Annotated in this window: 14 protein-coding genes; 6 read left to right on the forward strand and 8 right to left on the reverse strand. The window is 71.8% G+C overall.

Annotated elements, in window-relative coordinates:
- The first annotated feature begins 21 nt into the window (after positions 1–21).
- Entirely contained in the window at positions 22–987 is a 966-nt protein-coding gene (locus OG447_RS25380) for a hypothetical protein (protein ID WP_266939560.1), read from the forward strand.
- A gap of 14 nt (positions 988–1001) precedes the next feature.
- Here OG447_RS25380 and OG447_RS25385 read toward each other — a convergent pair whose 3' ends face one another.
- Positions 1002–2342 (reverse strand): DUF2252 domain-containing protein, encoded by a 1341-nt coding sequence (locus tag OG447_RS25385; protein WP_266939561.1) that lies wholly within the window; start codon positions 2340–2342, stop codon positions 1002–1004.
- A gap of 241 nt (positions 2343–2583) precedes the next feature.
- On the opposite strand from OG447_RS25385, the gene OG447_RS25390 reads away from it, so the two are divergent.
- Entirely contained in the window at positions 2584–4212 is a 1629-nt protein-coding gene (locus OG447_RS25390; RefSeq protein ID WP_266939563.1) for an MFS transporter, read from the forward strand.
- Here the strand turns inward: OG447_RS25390 and OG447_RS25395 are convergent.
- Both OG447_RS25395 and OG447_RS25400 read right to left on the reverse strand, forming a co-directional pair.
- Positions 4202–4885, reverse strand: coding sequence for a GAP family protein (locus tag OG447_RS25395; RefSeq protein ID WP_266939565.1), 684 nt, complete (start codon positions 4883–4885; stop codon positions 4202–4204). The genes OG447_RS25390 and OG447_RS25395 overlap by 11 nt on opposite strands.
- 51 nt (positions 4886–4936) lie before the next feature.
- Positions 4937–5350, reverse strand: coding sequence for an SHOCT domain-containing protein (locus tag OG447_RS25400; RefSeq protein ID WP_266939566.1), 414 nt, complete (start codon positions 5348–5350; stop codon positions 4937–4939).
- Between the two features lie 282 nt (positions 5351–5632).
- On the opposite strand from OG447_RS25400, the gene OG447_RS25405 reads away from it, so the two are divergent.
- Both OG447_RS25405 and OG447_RS25410 read left to right on the forward strand, forming a co-directional pair.
- The gene (locus OG447_RS25405; protein WP_266939567.1) at positions 5633–6178 is read left to right on the forward strand and encodes a hypothetical protein; all 546 of its coding nucleotides are present in this window, start codon (positions 5633–5635) and stop codon (positions 6176–6178) included.
- A 170-nt stretch (positions 6179–6348) separates the two neighbouring features.
- Positions 6349–7635, forward strand: a complete 1287-nt coding sequence (locus tag OG447_RS25410; RefSeq protein WP_266939569.1) for an MFS transporter — start codon at positions 6349–6351, stop codon at positions 7633–7635.
- Here the strand turns inward: OG447_RS25410 and OG447_RS25415 are convergent.
- Both OG447_RS25415 and OG447_RS25420 read right to left on the reverse strand, forming a co-directional pair.
- Positions 7622–8524, reverse strand: coding sequence for a hypothetical protein (locus OG447_RS25415; RefSeq protein ID WP_266939570.1), 903 nt, complete (start codon positions 8522–8524; stop codon positions 7622–7624). The genes OG447_RS25410 and OG447_RS25415 overlap by 14 nt on opposite strands.
- Before the next feature lie 73 nt (positions 8525–8597).
- The gene (locus OG447_RS25420; protein WP_266939572.1) at positions 8598–10499 is read right to left on the reverse strand and encodes a serine hydrolase; all 1902 of its coding nucleotides are present in this window, start codon (positions 10497–10499) and stop codon (positions 8598–8600) included.
- A gap of 148 nt (positions 10500–10647) precedes the next feature.
- Between OG447_RS25420 and OG447_RS25425 the strand changes: the two genes are divergently transcribed.
- Positions 10648–12489, forward strand: coding sequence for a sensor histidine kinase (locus OG447_RS25425; RefSeq protein WP_266939573.1), 1842 nt, complete (start codon positions 10648–10650; stop codon positions 12487–12489).
- A 7-nt stretch (positions 12490–12496) separates the two neighbouring features.
- On the opposite strand, the gene OG447_RS25430 is transcribed toward OG447_RS25425, so the two are convergent.
- Positions 12497–13105 carry a DNA-binding response regulator gene (locus OG447_RS25430; protein ID WP_266939575.1) on the reverse strand — a complete coding sequence of 203 codons (609 nt, stop codon included), beginning with the start codon at positions 13103–13105 and terminating at the stop codon, positions 12497–12499.
- A gap of 204 nt (positions 13106–13309) precedes the next feature.
- Here OG447_RS25430 and OG447_RS25435 point away from each other — a divergent pair, with 204 nt between their 5' ends.
- On the forward strand, positions 13310–13870 hold the full coding sequence (locus OG447_RS25435; protein ID WP_266939576.1) for a hypothetical protein: 561 nt from the start codon (positions 13310–13312) through the stop codon (positions 13868–13870).
- A gap of 63 nt (positions 13871–13933) precedes the next feature.
- Here the strand turns inward: OG447_RS25435 and OG447_RS25440 are convergent, their stop codons facing one another.
- The gene (locus OG447_RS25440; protein ID WP_266939577.1) at positions 13934–14569 is read right to left on the reverse strand and encodes a 2'-5' RNA ligase family protein; all 636 of its coding nucleotides are present in this window, start codon (positions 14567–14569) and stop codon (positions 13934–13936) included.
- Positions 14570–14648: 79 nt separating this feature from the next.
- Positions 14649–15461 (reverse strand): crotonase/enoyl-CoA hydratase family protein, encoded by an 813-nt coding sequence (locus tag OG447_RS25445; protein WP_266939578.1) that lies wholly within the window; start codon positions 15459–15461, stop codon positions 14649–14651.
- Positions 15462–15471: the final 10 nt, after the last annotated feature.

Below are 15471 nucleotides of genomic sequence, written 5' to 3' on the forward strand. Positions count from 1 at the left end.
CTCGTAGGACTGGAGCGTCGCATGTCATACGGCCTGCTGCCCAGCCTGGCGCGAACGACCATCGCGGCTGTCTTCGTGGGCGCCCTGGCCGCTGCGCCGACTGACTCCGCTCTCGCGTTCACCGGTGGCAACCACGAGAGCGTCACACGGGCAGCCCTGCCCTGGGAGCCGGTCACGCTGTCCGAGATGGCGGACAACCGCGACGGGGCGATCAATGCCAATGACCACGGCGGATACTTCCTCATCGGCCCCCTGCACTGCGACAACGCCGATTACCTCGCCCCCCGCTACGTCCCGGACTATCCCCGCAGCCGGGACGAGGCCACCACCGAGCTCCTCGCCTGCATCCGCACCTCCGTCGCCCGCTTCCGGAACGCGGTCCGGGCGGCCGACGGCCTCGTCGACGCCGACGGCAAGGTCCGGGCCGACCAGAGCGACCTGTCCTCCCACTGCGCTTGGGACGAGACTCCCGACCGTGCCAAGTGCGACGTCCTGGAACAGCTCGGCCGCGGCTGGCACCAGATCCAGGACTTCTACGCGCACTCGAACTGGTCCGACCGGACCGCCCCCGGCCCGGTCGGCCTCGCCGACCCTCCCGGACTGGCACGTACCGGTGTCGCCCCGTTCCTCGACATCCGCCGCTACAGCACCATGAACGACGCCGACTGGACCCGGGAGGCACGCACCCGCATACCCGTCGACCTCACGACCGGCTGCTACTCCGACTTCGATTCCACCGGCGTCAAGGACGGCGACTGCGCCGGCCGTGTCACGCACAACCGCGACCTGAACAAGGACACCGCCGCATCGCGCCGCTCGAAGACCGGCGACAACTTCGGCCACGCCGTTTCCGGGGCCACCGCCGAGACCACCCGCCAGTGGAACGACTTCAAGGCGGAACTGCTCACGGCCTATCCGGACCACCGGCGCGGCGAGCAGATGATCTGCGCCCTCGTTCACGACGACCCGGTGTCAAGCTGCCCCTGAGCGGAACGGCGCGCTCAGATGCCGTGCGTGGCGGCGATGGCGCCGTCGGATATGGCGGCGGTGAGCAGGGCGTGGTCCTGGACGGTCTGGTCCGCGTAGCGGAGGGCGAAGTCGGCGATGGCGCGGTCGAAGGTGTCGGCGCTGCCCAGGTAGCCGGCGATCGCGATGCGGTCGCCGGAACGGGCGTGGGCACGGGCCAGGGCGGTGCCGCACAGTTCGGCGTACTGGCGGAGCATGTCCGGGGCCATGGTCTCCACGACGGCCGACCCCTTCATGTCGCGCAGCTGCCGGCCGTAGAAATGGCGTCCGGCCGGTCCGCTCGTCCAGCCGAGGAAGATGTCTCCGGCGGCCTGCAGGAGCCGCTGTCCCGCGACCACTCGGTGGCCGTGGTGACCGTGGCGGTCGGCGGGGAGATGGTCTTCCAGCACCGAGCGTCCGGCCTCCTTGATCTGGAGGAAGAGCGGGTCCTTCTCGTCGCGGCCGGTCAGCAGGACGATGAAGCAGCGGGTGCCGACGCTCCCCACGCCGACGGCTTTCCGTGCCGCCTCGACGAACCGGTACCGGTCGAGCAGGAGGCGGCGTTCTTCGGGGAGGGTGCTGCGGTACTCGCTGAAGATCTTGCCGACGGCCTGCGCCTCGGGTTCTTCCAGCGGTTCGAGCAGGGGCGGATCGTGGATGATGTGCCGGCGGCCGGCCCTGATCTCGGTGAGTTTGCCGAGAGCCTGGAGGCTGGTACGCCGGCGGGCACGCGCCAGATTCGCCTCGACCCGGTCCCGCAGCTTGCTCCCCCGGACCACAGGGAGCACCTCGGCCGTGTCGAACCGCTGGTACCAGACGGCGAGTTCCCCCAGCTCGGCCAGCTTTCGCATGGACAGCCGGTAGGCCCGGGCGGCGGCGAGGGCGACCTGCCAGGCGTGGTCGTCGCCGTGGCCGTTCTCGCGGGCGGCCACGGTCGCGCTGGCGGCGAGCCGCTTGACGTCCCACTCGAAGGGTCCGGGCAGGGTCTCGTCGAAGTCGTTGAGGTCGAACAGCAGCGCCCGCTCCGGCGAGGCGAAGAGGCCGAAGTTCAGCAGGTGGGCGTCACCGCAGAGCTGGACGGTCAGGCCGGTGTTCGGCTGGGCCGCCAGGTCTGCGGCCATCACGGCGGCCGCGCCGCGCAGGAACGCGAAGGGAGAGGCAGCCATCCGCCCGTAGCGGATCGGCAGCAGCTCGACGACCCGGTCGGCGGCCTGTCGCTCCAGCACACCGATGGGATCGGGCCGCTCCGCCGCCTCGGCCCACCGGCCGTGTGCCGCCCGGCCCACCTGCTTGCGGGCCGACCGGCCGCCTCGGGCCCGCTCAGCGGGACTGGTCATGGCGCTCCGCTCCTTGTCACCCCCACACCCCAGCCTGGGTGCATCGGGGCTGCCGCGCACGCCCACCAGCTCGCCCCGGCCCGTGATCATCGCGATGGCGCGCCCTGTGTGTCGCCCGCCGACCAGGGCGCGGCCCTCCGGAGCCGGCCGCAGCGCGGTCCGTGGGGTCTGCGCTGCCAACCGGCTGACCCCCCGGCGGGTCGACGATCCGGGCGCCTGGGCCACTGCGACCGTTGCGTCCATGGCACCCAAGGCAGGTACTCCCGCGAAGTCGGCGACTGCGAGGGTCGTCCTGCTGACACTCGCGTCCGGGCAGTTCCTGATGGCGCTCGACAGCTCCGTCATGAACGTCTCCATCGCGGCGGTGGCCGAAGACGTGGGCACGACCGTGACCGGGATCCAGGGCGCGATCACGGCATACACCCTCGTGATGGCGATGTTCATGATCCCCGGCGGCAAGGTCGGCGCGCTCATCGGCCACAAGCGGGCGTTCCTGATCGGCTGCGTGATCTACGGTTGCGGATCCCTGATCACCGCCCTGGCCCCGAACCTGACCGTGCTGCTGCTGGGCTGGTCGTTCCTCGAGGGCATCGGAGCCGCACTCATCCTGCCCGCGATCGTCGCGCTGGTCGCCGGCAACTTCGCCGCGGAACGCCGTCCGGCCGCCTACGGACTGGTCGCCGCCTCAGGAGCCGTGGCGATCGCGGTCGGCCCGCTCATCGGGGGCGTCGCGACGACGTACTTCTCCTGGCGCTGGGTCTTCGCCGGTGAGGTCCTGATCGTGCTCGGCATCCTGGTGCTCGGCCGCCGCGTCGCCGACTCGCCGGTCGACAGTCGCCCGCGCATCGACCTCGTCGGCGTCGTGCTGTCCGCCCTCGGGCTCGGGCTCTTCGTCTACGGCGTACTCCGCGCGGGCGAATGGGGCTGGTTCCGGCCGAAGCCCGACGCGCCCGCCTGGCTCGGGATCTCGCTGGTCGTGTGGCTGTTGCTGGCGGGCCTGCTCCTGATCCGGCTCTTCCTGCACTGGGAGGCCCGCCTCGTGGAGCAGCACAAGGAGCCGCTGTTGGACCCGGCCCTGCTGCAGAACCGGCAGCTCACCGGCGGCCTGACGATGTTCTTCTTCCAGTACCTCGTCCAGATGGGCGTGTTCTTCGTCGTACCGCTGTACCTGTCGGTCGCACTGGGCCTGTCCGCGCTCCAGACCGGTGCACGCATCCTGCCGCTCTCCCTGACCCTGCTGGCTGCCGCGATCCTGATCCCGCGCCTCCTGCCGGACGCCTCTCCGCGGCGGGTGGTGCGGCTCGGCGTCCTCGCGCTGCTCGCGGGCGCCGTGGCACTGCTGGCCGCGATCGACGCGGACGCGGGTCCGGAGATCGTCACCGTCCCGCTCCTGCTGATCGGGTTCGGTATGGGAGCGATGGCCTCCCAGCTCGGGGCGGTCACCGTGTCCGCGGTGCCGGACAAGCGGAGCCCGGAGGTCGGCGGCGTCCAGAACGCCGTCACCAACCTCGGTTCCTCGATCGGAACGGCACTGGCCGGGTCACTCATGATCGCCGCGCTCACCGCCTCGTTCCTGACCAACATCGAGCAGAATCCCGCCATCCCGGCCGAGGTCACGAGCCAGGCGACCGTCGAGCTCCAGAGCGGCGTGCCGTTCGTGTCGGACGCCCAGCTCGAGGCCGCCTTGGACGAGGCGGGCACAAGCCCGGAGGTGGCCTCGGCCGCGCTCGACGCGAACGCCGCGGCGAGGCTCGACGGCGTGCGCGCCGCACTCGCGATCCTCGCCCTCGCCGCCCTCATCGCGTTGTTCTTCACCCAGCGGATCCCGACGACCCAGTCACGCTCGACCGAATCGGGCGTCAGCCTGTGAGCTGGTAGAGGCTCCTGCCGACGAGCCACAGTCCGAGGACGAGGCAGGTGACCACGATCGCCGGATCCTTGTGGGCGTCGAGCCAGGCGCGCAAGGCGGTCAGGCCGAGCTGGGCCTTCTCCGGTGAGAACACCATGTACAGCTCCATGGCCAGCAGGCAGGAGGTGGCCAGGAGGCAGAAGGCCATGAGGGCCAGAAAGGACCCGCCGTGGGAGAGATCGGCCTGCACGACGGTGGCGGCGGCGGCGCCGACCATCCCCCAGGGCTGAAGGAGCACGGCAAGCGCTGCCGCCGACCATCCGGTGGCGTCGTCCATGCGTGACGACAGCGAAGTCCCGGAAGCCTCCGGCTGCTCCTCCTCGGCGGGTACCGGCGCCGTGGCGGTACGGCGGCGCCGACGGCGCCTGTGCTCGCTGTAGACGATCAGGCTCACACCGATGAGCAGCGTGGCGGCGAGTGCCGCGATGGAGGGTGGGGAACGGGGTGGTGGCGGCTCCCCGCCGGTGAGGAGCAGAACGATGGCGATGACGGCCACGAGGCAGGCCAGCCAGCCAAGGATGAAGGCCAACCCCTTCCGCACCCCGCGGGATGCGGAGACGACCAGGACGAAGGCCATGATCGGCAAGGGGAAGAGCGTGACGGCCAAGCCGATGACAAGCAGGTCAAGCACCATGGCCACGCACCCCGCGCCTGTGCTGCGTCCCCGTCGGCAGGAAGGGGGTCCTCAGGAGGCGAGGACCTTGGCCTTGGCCTGCTCGTACTCGGCTGCCGTGATGTCGCCGTGGTTCTTGAGCTCGGCGAGCCGGGACAGTTCGTCGGCTCGGCTCGTGGGGCTGGCGCTCTCGCGTACGTAGGAACGGAAGGCCTGCTCGGACTGCTCGGCCCGCCTCAGCTCGCGTTCGCCCATGCTGCGCCCTCGGGCGATCAGGTAGACGAACACGCCCAAGAAGGGGAGCAGGACGACGAAGGCGGTCCATCCTGCCTTTCCCCAGCCGTTCAGCTCGTCGTCTCGGAAGATGTCACCGATGACGCGGAAGAGCAGCATGAACCAGAGCAGCCAGATGAAGAACAGCATCATGGTCCAGAAAACGTCCAGCAGTGGGTAGTCCGCTGCCAGATCGAGCGTCGCGCCGTTCATGGCCGGTCTCCTGTCGGTGGGGGGCGTCGGGGCGTGGCTCCCTTTTCCAGTCGACGCTTCATGCCAGTGCGTCCACCCCCCGGGTACGGCCGTTCCGGAACGGGTGACAGCTGGACTGCAACTTCATTCTGGCGGCCCCTGCCGGTTATCGCCACGCAGGCGGGGGCCGAGTGGCGGGCGCTGAGAACCATCAGCGGCTCTGCCCGTTGCGACCACCGTCCCTCGGGGGACGCGCCGAGTATTTACGATCACCCGAGTCGTCGCCCGGGATACGGTCTTCATGTGATCTACCTGATTGGCGGCCCGCCCCGGGTGGGCAAGAGCACCCTCGCGTGGATGCTGCTGGACCGCGAGGGCCTCCCCGGATGCCCGACCGATGCTCTGGTGTCGATGTTGCAGCGCGCTGCCCCCGAGCACGGCGTGCGGCACGGTACGCATCCGGACAAGGCAGTGCTCGCGCAGCCGTTCCTCATCGAGTTCATCCGTGCGGCCGCGGAGGCTCTTGACGACACCGATCCCCAAGACGGCTATGTGGTCGAGGGCGACATCGTCACCCCGGCGGCGGCCGCGGCCGCGGCCGGTCTCGGGATTCCGCTGACCTCAGTCTTCCTCGGAAACACGAAGCTGACCCCCGAACACCTGCGGGCCTCCCCGGACTGGCTCGAAGGAGCCGATGACACCACCTACCGGGAGATCGCCGGGTGGGTCAGGGAGCGGAGCACTGCCCTGCGCGAGGCGTGTGCGGCCGGCGGGCACGTTTACGTCGACTTGGGGACCGGCTACACGCAGGGCATCGAGCGGGCCTACTCGGCGCTGCTGGCTTCGTAGTGGACCGTGCGCATCGGGACGGTGAAGCCCGGTTGGCGGCGTCCGGCCTGATGTACAGGCAGGTGGGCGTGGTGACTTGAGGGCTATGCCCAGCGTGAAAGGCCCACCGTGGCGGCGGGGTACGTGGTGAGGATGAAGGGGATGAGGCCCCTCGCCCCCTTGGAGTCACCGTGCCCCTGAGTCCGACCCGGATGATCCGCGCCTCGCCGTACTGGCCGGTGATCGCCCACTCGACGCTGCGCCGGCTGTTACCGGGGTTCACCGTCTCGTCCCTCGGCGACGGCATGGCCGTGGTCGCCGTGAGCTGGCTGGCGATCGAGCTCGCACCGGCGGCGGAACGCGGAACGTGGGTCGCGCTGGCCGCGGCTGCCTACACGCTCTCGGGTTCTGTGGGCGCACTCGTCCTGGGAAGGTTCCTGCGGAGCCGCTCCCCCGCCCAACTGGTCGGCTGCGACGCCCTGCTGCGAGCCACGGCCCTGGGCGCGATCCCCGTGTGCCACGCCTTCGGGGTGCTCGGCGTCGAGCTGTACGTCGCGCTGCTCGCGGTCTCTTCCGTCCTGCACTCGTGGGGCCAGGCCGGCATCTACACCATCCTGTCCCGGCTGCTTCCGGAGCGTGACCACCTGGCGGGGAACGCCGTCTTCTCCGGCATCGGTTCACTGGCGACCGTCTTCGGCCCGCCCCTCGCGGGCGCCCTCATCGTCTGGGGCGATGCGGCGACGGTGATCGCCGTCGACGCGGCGACGTTCCTCGTGCTCGCCGTCACGTTCCTCATCGGCGTTCCGCGGGACACCGCACCGGCACCGGAGAACGGCGGCTCACGCACTGCCGGCTTCGCCGTCATCCGTCGCACACCGGCCCTGCTCGGACTGCTCGGCCTGAGTTTCGCCTTCTTCTTCCTCTTCGGCCCCGTGTACGTGGCACTGCCGCTGCACGTCTCGGACGACCTGGGCGGATCCGCCGCCCTGCTGGCCGCCTTCTACACCGCCTTCGGCGTGGGCGCCGTCCTCGGCTCCGTCGTGACCGGTTACCTGAGCCGGCTGCCGATGTGGCCGGTGACGACCGGCATCGTCATCGCCTTCGGCTTCTTCCTGCTCCCGGCCGGCCTGGGAGCGCCGACGTGGGCGGCCGTTGCCGGCTTCGCCGTCGCCGGGCTGCTCTGGCCTCCGTACGCCTCGCTCTCCACCGCCCTCTTCCAGCGCTCGGCCCCCCGCGAGCTGCTCCCTCAGGTCTTGGCGGCGAGCTCAGCGGTCCGGGTGCTCTCGGTCCCGCTGGGCACGGCGCTCGGCGGCCCGCTGGTCGCCGCGCTCGGAGCCCAGGGGACCCTGTCGGCCTCCGCCGTCTCGATCACCGTTCTCGGCCTGGCCGCCGCTTGCGCCGCTCACGGGGCGAGCCGGAAGCCGGTTCACCCCGCAGCGGGTTCACAAGCGGGCCCCGAGCGGGTCAGGGGACAGTGACGATGAGCACCTGGCCGTGGGCGGACAGGTGTTGTGCGTCCTCCATGCTGGTGACCCAGCTGGTGAGGGCGTACCGGCCCCGGTCAAGGGGCATCTCGATGACCGCGCTGCGGCCCGGGGAGAGCGGTGGGGTGCCCAGCTGCGTGGCGAGGTCGAAGGGCTCGGGCGTGTTCCGGGGGTCCCGGAAGTACGCCTGGATGTGGGCCTCGGTGACGGAGTCGTCCGTGAGCGGGTACACCGCGAGCTCGTCGACCTGTCCGCGCATCGCGTTGACGTAGCGCAGGGGCCGCTCCCGGTGGATGCGGCCCTCCAGGACGAAGCGCGGGCCTCGCGCGGTGTCGACGGCGGTGACGGTGGCGGACGGGCGCGGGCCCCCGGCGCCGGCGTCGTCCGCCGCGTGGACGAGGAGCGGGCGGACGTACTCTTCGCCGGGGAGGGGGTTGCGTCCGATGTAAGGCCCCTCGAAGTCCTTGTACTCCAGGACGAGGTATCGGCCGGGGCGCAGCCACGCGGTGAAGGACGACTGCGAACCGCGCACCGCCATGGCGCCGCCGAGCAGCTCGGCGTCGGCCATCAGATCCTTGGACGCCCGGATGACGTCCTGCGGGCCCTCCTTTTCGAAGACGTCGCGCAGGTGCCTGCGGAACGCGGCCTCTCCGATGCCGGGGCGGAGTCGGGCGACGCCGACGATGCCGGTACGGGTACTGGTCGTCCGCACCTGGAAGGTCACCGCGCCGGCGGTCGCGGTCACCGGCGCGCTGAACCCGTCCTCGCCGGTCACGACGTCGAGCGGCTCCGGCCGCCGCTGCGGCGCTGCGGCGCCGATGAGCGCGACAACTCCCGTCGCCGCACCGGCGGTCAGAAGACGGCGCCTGGTCCACTTGCTCATGATCTGCTCCTCTGCTTGCTGTGGCTACGGATGGTCGTCTGTCTCATACGGGTTGCTGTCGCGTGGCGAGGGGTCACCGGGCAAGCCAGGCGAACGGGCCGCCCACCAGGTGGTACTGGAGCAGCATGCTCGCCGTCGCGACCGCGCCCGCCGCTGTGACGGTGAACAGGATGCGGCTGGTGACGCTCCACCAGCCGCGGAGCCAGGCCGCGATCGCCCCCGCCACCACCCCCAGCGTCAACGGCACGAGCGCCGTGCCCAGCATCGTCACGGCAGACAGCGGCGGCGATCCCAGCGGCACCGTCTCCATCATCGCGTTGCCGTCCGAGACGACAGCCGCGAGCGCGGCCGTGAACGCGGCCGCGACCAGCCCGGCCGCCACGGCCGTGGCCCGCGCGGCCCGCGCCGCGGGAGGGTGCGGGGCCCCACCCCGAAGCCGCCGTACCAGGAAGGCTGCGGGAAAGGCGATCACGCCGAGTACCAGCACGCCCACACCGCTTCCCAGCAATCCCAAGTGCAGCGGCGGTGATTGACGCCATGTCAGCTTCTCGTACGCAGTCGACGGCATGGCCGATGAGACGAGCGTCCCGCCCTCGGTGAAGGCGAGCGTCGCGCGGTTTCCGCCGCGCTCTTGGAACAGGCCGTCGCCGAGCGCGAGCCAGCTCTGTTCGGGGCGGCCGGGGTCGAGGGAGAGCCCGGTGGTGCGCAGGCCGCCCCTGCCGTCCTCCTCGACCGTGACACCCGAGACCAGGCCCTCCACCGCCATGAGGGTGGTGCGGCTGACCCGAGCCGGGCGGTGGGTGCCGGTGTAGGAGTGGAGGGAGGAGTGGAGGGAGGGATCGGTCGCGGCGCCGGGGGCGGCGGACGGGGGTCCGTCCGGGACGAGGGCGTCCACGATCCGGTTGATCAGGTCCTTGCCGTCCCAGGAGGCGCGTCCGTCCGTGCCGTCGCCGTTGAAGACGACGAACACCCCCACGTCGTGGCCCGGGACGAGCAGCAGGTTGGAGTGGAAGCCGGGGATGTCGCCGTCCTTGAACCAGCCGGTGGTCCCACCGCGCCGCCACTCCTCGAATCCGTAGCCGAGGCCGGGCAGACGCGGATCCTGCCGGTAGTGCACCTGCTGCATGAGCCGGTTCGCCGGTGTGTCGTCGGTGAGCTGCCCGGTCATCCAGCGGCCCATGTCGGCGGCGGTGCTGACGGCGCCGGGACCGGCCGGGCTCCATGCCCCGTACTGGCCCTTGTCCTGTGTCCAGCCGGATGTGCCGCTGGGGCGGTAGCCGCGGGCGAGGTCGGCTGCGATCGGGGCCGGCGGCGGCTGGGCGAAGGTGGAACGCGTCATGCCCAGGGGCTGGAGGACGTGCTCGTCGACGTACGCGGGGAAGGACTGGCCGGAGGCATCGGCGACGAGCTGACCCGCCAGCGCGTATCCGTAGTTGTCGTAGGCGGCCGTCGCGCCCGGGGCACGGACCCGGGGCGGACGGCGCGTCACGAGGCTTTCGGCAAGCGGTTCGACGTCCTTCGCGCTGGTCCTGTTGCGGCCGACGAGGTCGGTGTCGAAGCCGGCGGTGTGGGTGAGGAGCTGGTCCAGGGTGACGGGGCGTCCGGGGTACGTGTCGGGGACGGTGACCGCACGGAGGTAGTCGTTGACGTCTGCCGCCGGGTCGACCTCGCCCTTGGCGGCGAGCTGGGAAGCGGCCTGTGCCGTGAACAGCTTGGCGAGTGAGCCGAGGAAGAAGGTGGTGCGGTGCGGGTCGACCGGGGTTCGGGTGCGGACGTCGGCGACGCCGTAGCCCTTGGCCAGGACGGTCCGGCCGCCGGATACGACGGTGACGGCCGCGCCGGGGATGCGGTCGTCCTGGAGGTAGTCGGCGACGGCGGTGTCGACGAGGGAGTCGAGACGGGGCGGAGCGGCCGCGTGAGCGGGGGCCGTGACGGAAATCAGCGCGGCGGAGGTGATCGTGACAGTGGCGGCCATCGTGGTGAGGGTCCGTATCGACGTCGTACGCATACCTCGACGATCTCGCCCGGGGGTGGGTCGGCGGCAGTGCGAGGCACATCGGCCGATGTGTATTCCGCATGGGTGGGGCGGGCGTGGTGCACAGGCGTGCGTCTAACGTGACCTCATGAACGGGTGGGGCAGGACCTTTCGGCGCGAGCGCGGAATCGGGGTCACCGATGCCGATCCCGACGCCTCTGACACCGACGCCGGTCCGACGCCGGCGGTCGTATCGGTGATCCTCGTCGTCGTCATTCTCGGATTCTCCTTCGAGCCCGGTGTCGTCCTGCCGCGCCCGGCCGCCGTGCCGATGCTCCTGCTCCAGTTGGCCACCTGCCTGCCCTCGACGAGGCGGCTGCGCGGGGCCTGGACCCTCGCCGCGCAGATCCTGCTCACGCCCTGGTCCGGCCTGCCCGGGTTCCTCGGCGCCTCCGTGCTGCTGGTCGTCGAACGGCCCGTCCGGTGGGCTCTGTTCACGGTCGTCGTGCTGACCGCCGGGCCGCTCGCACCCGGCGACGGCAGTGTCCATTCCGTACTCAACGGCATCGGCAACGCCCTCGCCCACGGGTTGATCATCTATGCGCTGACCCGGCTCACCGACCTCTACACCGAACTCCGCGCCACCCGTGGCGCACTGGCGCAGGCCAGGGTCACGGCCGAGCGGGAGCGCGCCGGGCGCGACCTGGAGGCGGTACTGGGGACGGCGTTGGCGGAAATCACCCGGCTGGCCGGGCAGGGCACGCGGGCTGCGCGGGAAATGGTGACGGTCGCGCGGGCGGCGGCAGAGCGCGTACGAGCGGCGCCGCCCGCACAGTCGGCCGAGGGGGCGGACGTCCCTTCGGGTGCCCTGACGCCCCGGCTGGCGTGGCCCATCGTGGTCGCCACCCACCTGGAGTACCTGGTCGTGGGCACTGCCTTCCTGCTCGGTGCCGGGCTGCCGGGCGGGCGGGTCGCCGCGTACGCGGCCGCGTTGGCGGCGGTGGTCGGACTGCAGGCGTACCATTCCCTGCCGCGTCCGCCGGGCGTGCGTCCCCCGTACGTCGCGTGGACGCTGGGCGCGCAGCTCGCCCTTGCCCTGGGCGTGCTGGCCGCTCCGGACGGGCCGTACCCCCAGCTGGTGGGGTTCGCGGCCGCCTCGGTGCTGATCGTCCTTCCCGTGCGGACCGCCTGGCCGGCGGCCGGGACGCTGACCGCACTGGCGGCGCTCGCGCTGCTGATGCGGGCGGACGGGCCCGGGGTTCGTGGCACCGCTCTCCTCCTGCTGGACATCGTGGTGATCGCTTCGGTCTTCTACGGCCTTGCGCTGCTCACCGGCCTGGTCCACCAGGTGCGGGAGGCCCGCGGAGCACTGGCCTCGTTGGCCGTGGCGCGAGAGCGCCGGCGCATCGCCCGGGACGTCCACGACCTGCTGGGCTACGGGCTGTCGGCGATCACCCTGAAGGGCGAGCTGGCGGTCCGCGACCCCGACCGGGAGCGGGCCGACCGGCATCTCGCCGATGCGGTGGCGCTGGCGGACCGGGCGCTGGCGGACCTTCGGGCGATCCCGGGGGAAGGCCCGGAGCTCACGCTGACCGGGGAAGTGGCCTCCGCCCGGCAGGTACTGGCCGCGGCGGGCGTAGCCGTACGGGTACGCGGCGGGGCGGACGAGGTGGACGGGGTGTCGGAGGCACTGTTCGCCACGGTGTTGCGGGAGGCGGTGACGAACGTGCTGCGACACGCGGCGGGAGCTCGGCGGTGCGAGGTGGAATTCGGCCCCGGGCTGCTGCGGGTGACGGACGACGGCCGTGTGCTTCCCGTACCGGCGTCGCGGGAAGGCGGCGAAGCGGGTGCCGGCGGCAACGGGCTGAGGAATCTACGGGAGCGCGCGGCCGCACTCGGTGGGGTCCTGGAAGCCGGACCGGTCCCGCACGGCCGCGGCTACGTCCTGACCGTCCGTCTGGAATCCGCTCAGGTCTCCGTCACCGGATGACTCCGGGTCACCCCAACCAGCCCTGCTCTCGGGCGATCCGTACCGCGTCGAGCCGGTTGCGGGCATCGAGCTTGGTGACGGCCGCGCCGAGGTAGTTCCGTACGGTGCCCTGGGAGAGGTGCAACTCGCGGGCGATCGCGTCGAGTTCGGCACCGTCGGCGGCCAGTCGCAGCACATCGGTTTCGCGCGGGGTGAGCGGGCTCTCCTTGGCGGTGAGCGCCGCGGCGGCCAGTCTCGGATCGATGACGTGCTCCCCCGCGGCCACGCTGCGGATCGCGGCGGCAAGCTGGTCCGGCTGGGCGTCCTTGAGCATGAACCCGCCCACCCGTGCGGCGAGTGCCGACCGCAGTGCCTCGGGGCGGCCCAGCGCGGTGAGGATCAGGATCCGGCAGTCGGGAAGCGCGGCTCCGAGGTCGCGGGCGGCGGAGAGCCCGTCGGCGCCGGGCATGTCCAGGTCGAGCACCGCGACGGTGGGGTGGTGGGCGAGCGCGGCGGCGACGACGGCGTCCCCCCGGGCCACTTCGGCCACGACCTCCATGTCGGCCTCCAGACCCAGCAGGGCGGCCAGCGCCCCACGGATCATGTGCATGTCCTCGGCCAGCAGAATGCGGATCACAGTCCCTCCCGGAGGATCCTAACGGCCGGCACCGGAAGGGCTCGGCCCCGCCTTCACCGCTCGACGGCCGGACCTGTCCGACGACGCCTCGTCGCCGGGCCTGTCGAGCTCATGTCCGGGCGGCAGCGGTGACCCACGCCTCGTAGGAGTGATCAACGGTGTGTCTGCGCGCGGGAACACGTCGTGCCCGCCCAGGATGCGTGCATGCATGCCCACTCTTCCTTGCTGCGCCGTGGCCTCGTCCCGTTCGTGGCCGCCGTCGCACTGTTGACCACCGCCGCCTCCTCCTCGGCCGCCGCATGGGAGCCTTGCGGCTCCCTCATCACCGCTCCCCTTTCCCCGCCCGTCAGCGCCGACGACCCCTGCCCCAGCGCCGACCCCGTCGTGTGCCGCATCCGGGTCCTGCCGTACGGGGAGAAGGTCGAAGCCCAACGGACACGGATGCGCTACCACGGCCTCCTCGAGGACATGCACCGAACCGAAGCCAACATGCGGGAAGCCGGGGCCTCCGACGAGGAGATCGCCCGGGAGCTGGTCGACATGCGCAACCAGGCCAAGGAGATCACCCGTGCCGGCATGAGCCCGGAGGAGGTCCGGATCCTGGAGGAGCGGAACATGGCCAAGTACGGCAACCCGCTCGGGCCGACAGCCGACCAGCTCTACGTCAAGTACGGCTCCTGGCAGCAGGTCATCGACGCGTCGATGCGGACCAGTTACGCCGTCGACCGCGAACTGAGCCTCGAGTACCGCCCCTGTCCGGTGTAGCCGCCCGTCCCATCGGGTTGAGGGATGCGGTGACGCACGCTCTTGGTTTCGGCCCTGCGGGCCTCACTGCGTACGGTGACCGGGCCCCGGTGAGGTGTCGGAGTCCTCGTGCCAGTGCAGCTCGCCCGTGCCGAGGCGGATCGTGGCACGGGGTCGCATGGGCTCGTCGCCCCTGCGGGAGATCACCACGATGTCGTCGACCTGCGCCGGCATGCTGCCCAGGCGGGCGGCGCACTCGGCGGCGAGACGCCGCGGGTCGTGGGTGCGTCCGAGCGACAGGTGCGGCGTGAAGGACGGGAACCGGCCGCGGCACTGGGGGAAGGGCTCCGCCAGGGCCTCCTGGAGCGCCGCCCAGGGGGCCAGGCCGGCCGCGGCGGGGTCCAGCCACAGGGTGGCGTAGCCGCGGTGTCGGAACGCGTGCACTCCGCTGAGGCGGATGGCGAAGGGCTCGATCTCGCCGGCCGCGGCGGCCAGCAGCGGGGCCGCCCCCGCGAAGTCGGCCTCCGGGACGAAGCCGAAGACCAGGTTCACGTGCGGGGGCCAGCGGCGGATCTGGGGGTCGTGCTCGGCACGGATGCTCTGGATGGGGGGCCACAGTCCGGCCGGAGGAAGCCATACGACGGCGGTCCGCGGCGTGGGAGCCACCCCGAGGAATCCCGGGACACCGGCTCCGCCACCGCTGGTCGGGGACGCGTTCACAGGGCCATGATGCCCCTGGATCCCGGTCGGGCGGCCGGGCCGGGCGCGCCTCGACGGGCCGGCTTCCGCGCGAAGCGGCTCAGCCGGTGAAGGAGCCGTGGCGGCCGGCGCCGCCCGCGAACCGGTCGGCGCCGGCCTGGGTCTCCCCCGCGGTGAGCGGAACGAGGCCGTGCCGGTACTCGGCGGCCAGGGCTTCCCGCTCGCCCAGGCCGTGCTGTTCCCGTACGGAGAGCCGGTCGTGCCGCAGGCACAACTGCGGGAACCCGGCGATCTCGTGGGCGAGCCGCTCCGCCTCCCGGCGGGCTTGCCCGGGCGGCACGAGGCGGTTGACGAGGCCGATCCCGTAGGCCTCGGCGGCGGTCACGGGGCGGCCGGTGAGGATCAGGTCCATCGCGCGGCTCTCGCCGATCAGGCGCGGCAGCCGCACCGTACCGCCGTCGATCAGCGGCACCCCCCAGCGGCGGCAGAACACGCCGAACGTCGCGTCCTCCTCGGCCACCCGCAGATCGCACCACAGGGCCAGTTCGAGTCCGCCCGCCACCGCGTGGCCGCTGACCGCGGCGATCACCGGTTTGGTCAGGCGCATCCGCGTGGGGCCCATCGGCCCGTCGCCCTCGGCCCGCACCTGGTTGCCGCGGTCGGTTCCGACGGCCTTGAGGTCCGCGCCCGCGCAGAACGTACCTCCCTCGCCCCACAACACGGCGACGGAAGCATCCTCGTCCTCCTCGAACGCACGGAATGCGTCGGCGAGTTGGGCTGCCGTCGGACCGTCCACCGCATTGCGGACCCCGGGACGGCTAAGGATCACCGTACGGACGGCGCCATCACGCTCGATCCGCACGGCGGTCGGGTCGGCGGGCGTCGTCCCTGATGTCTCGGAGGTCGTGGCCACAGCGGAGCTC

Source organism: Streptomyces sp. NBC_01408 (assembly GCF_026340255.1).
Taxonomy (GTDB): Bacteria; Actinomycetota; Actinomycetes; order Streptomycetales; family Streptomycetaceae; genus Streptomyces.

Excerpts from the sequence above, each read along its gene's own strand:
- OG447_RS25400 (WP_266939566.1), bottom strand. The coding sequence starts at position 5,350 with ATGAACGGCGCGACGCTCGATCTGGCAGCGGACTACCCACTGCTGGAC.
- OG447_RS25415 (WP_266939570.1), bottom strand. The coding sequence starts at position 8,524 with ATGAGCAAGTGGACCAGGCGCCGTCTTCTGACCGCCGGTGCGGCGACG.
- OG447_RS25385 (WP_266939561.1), bottom strand. The coding sequence starts at position 2,342 with ATGACCAGTCCCGCTGAGCGGGCCCGAGGCGGCCGGTCGGCCCGCAAG.
- OG447_RS25380 (WP_266939560.1), top strand. The coding sequence starts at position 22 with ATGTCATACGGCCTGCTGCCCAGCCTGGCGCGAACGACCATCGCGGCT.
- OG447_RS25420 (WP_266939572.1), bottom strand. The coding sequence starts at position 10,499 with ATGGCCGCCACTGTCACGATCACCTCCGCCGCGCTGATTTCCGTCACG.
- OG447_RS25425 (WP_266939573.1), top strand. The coding sequence starts at position 10,648 with ATGAACGGGTGGGGCAGGACCTTTCGGCGCGAGCGCGGAATCGGGGTC.
- OG447_RS25395 (WP_266939565.1), bottom strand. The coding sequence starts at position 4,885 with ATGGTGCTTGACCTGCTTGTCATCGGCTTGGCCGTCACGCTCTTCCCC.
- OG447_RS25435 (WP_266939576.1), top strand. The coding sequence starts at position 13,310 with ATGCATGCCCACTCTTCCTTGCTGCGCCGTGGCCTCGTCCCGTTCGTG.
- OG447_RS25390 (WP_266939563.1), top strand. The coding sequence starts at position 2,584 with ATGGCACCCAAGGCAGGTACTCCCGCGAAGTCGGCGACTGCGAGGGTC.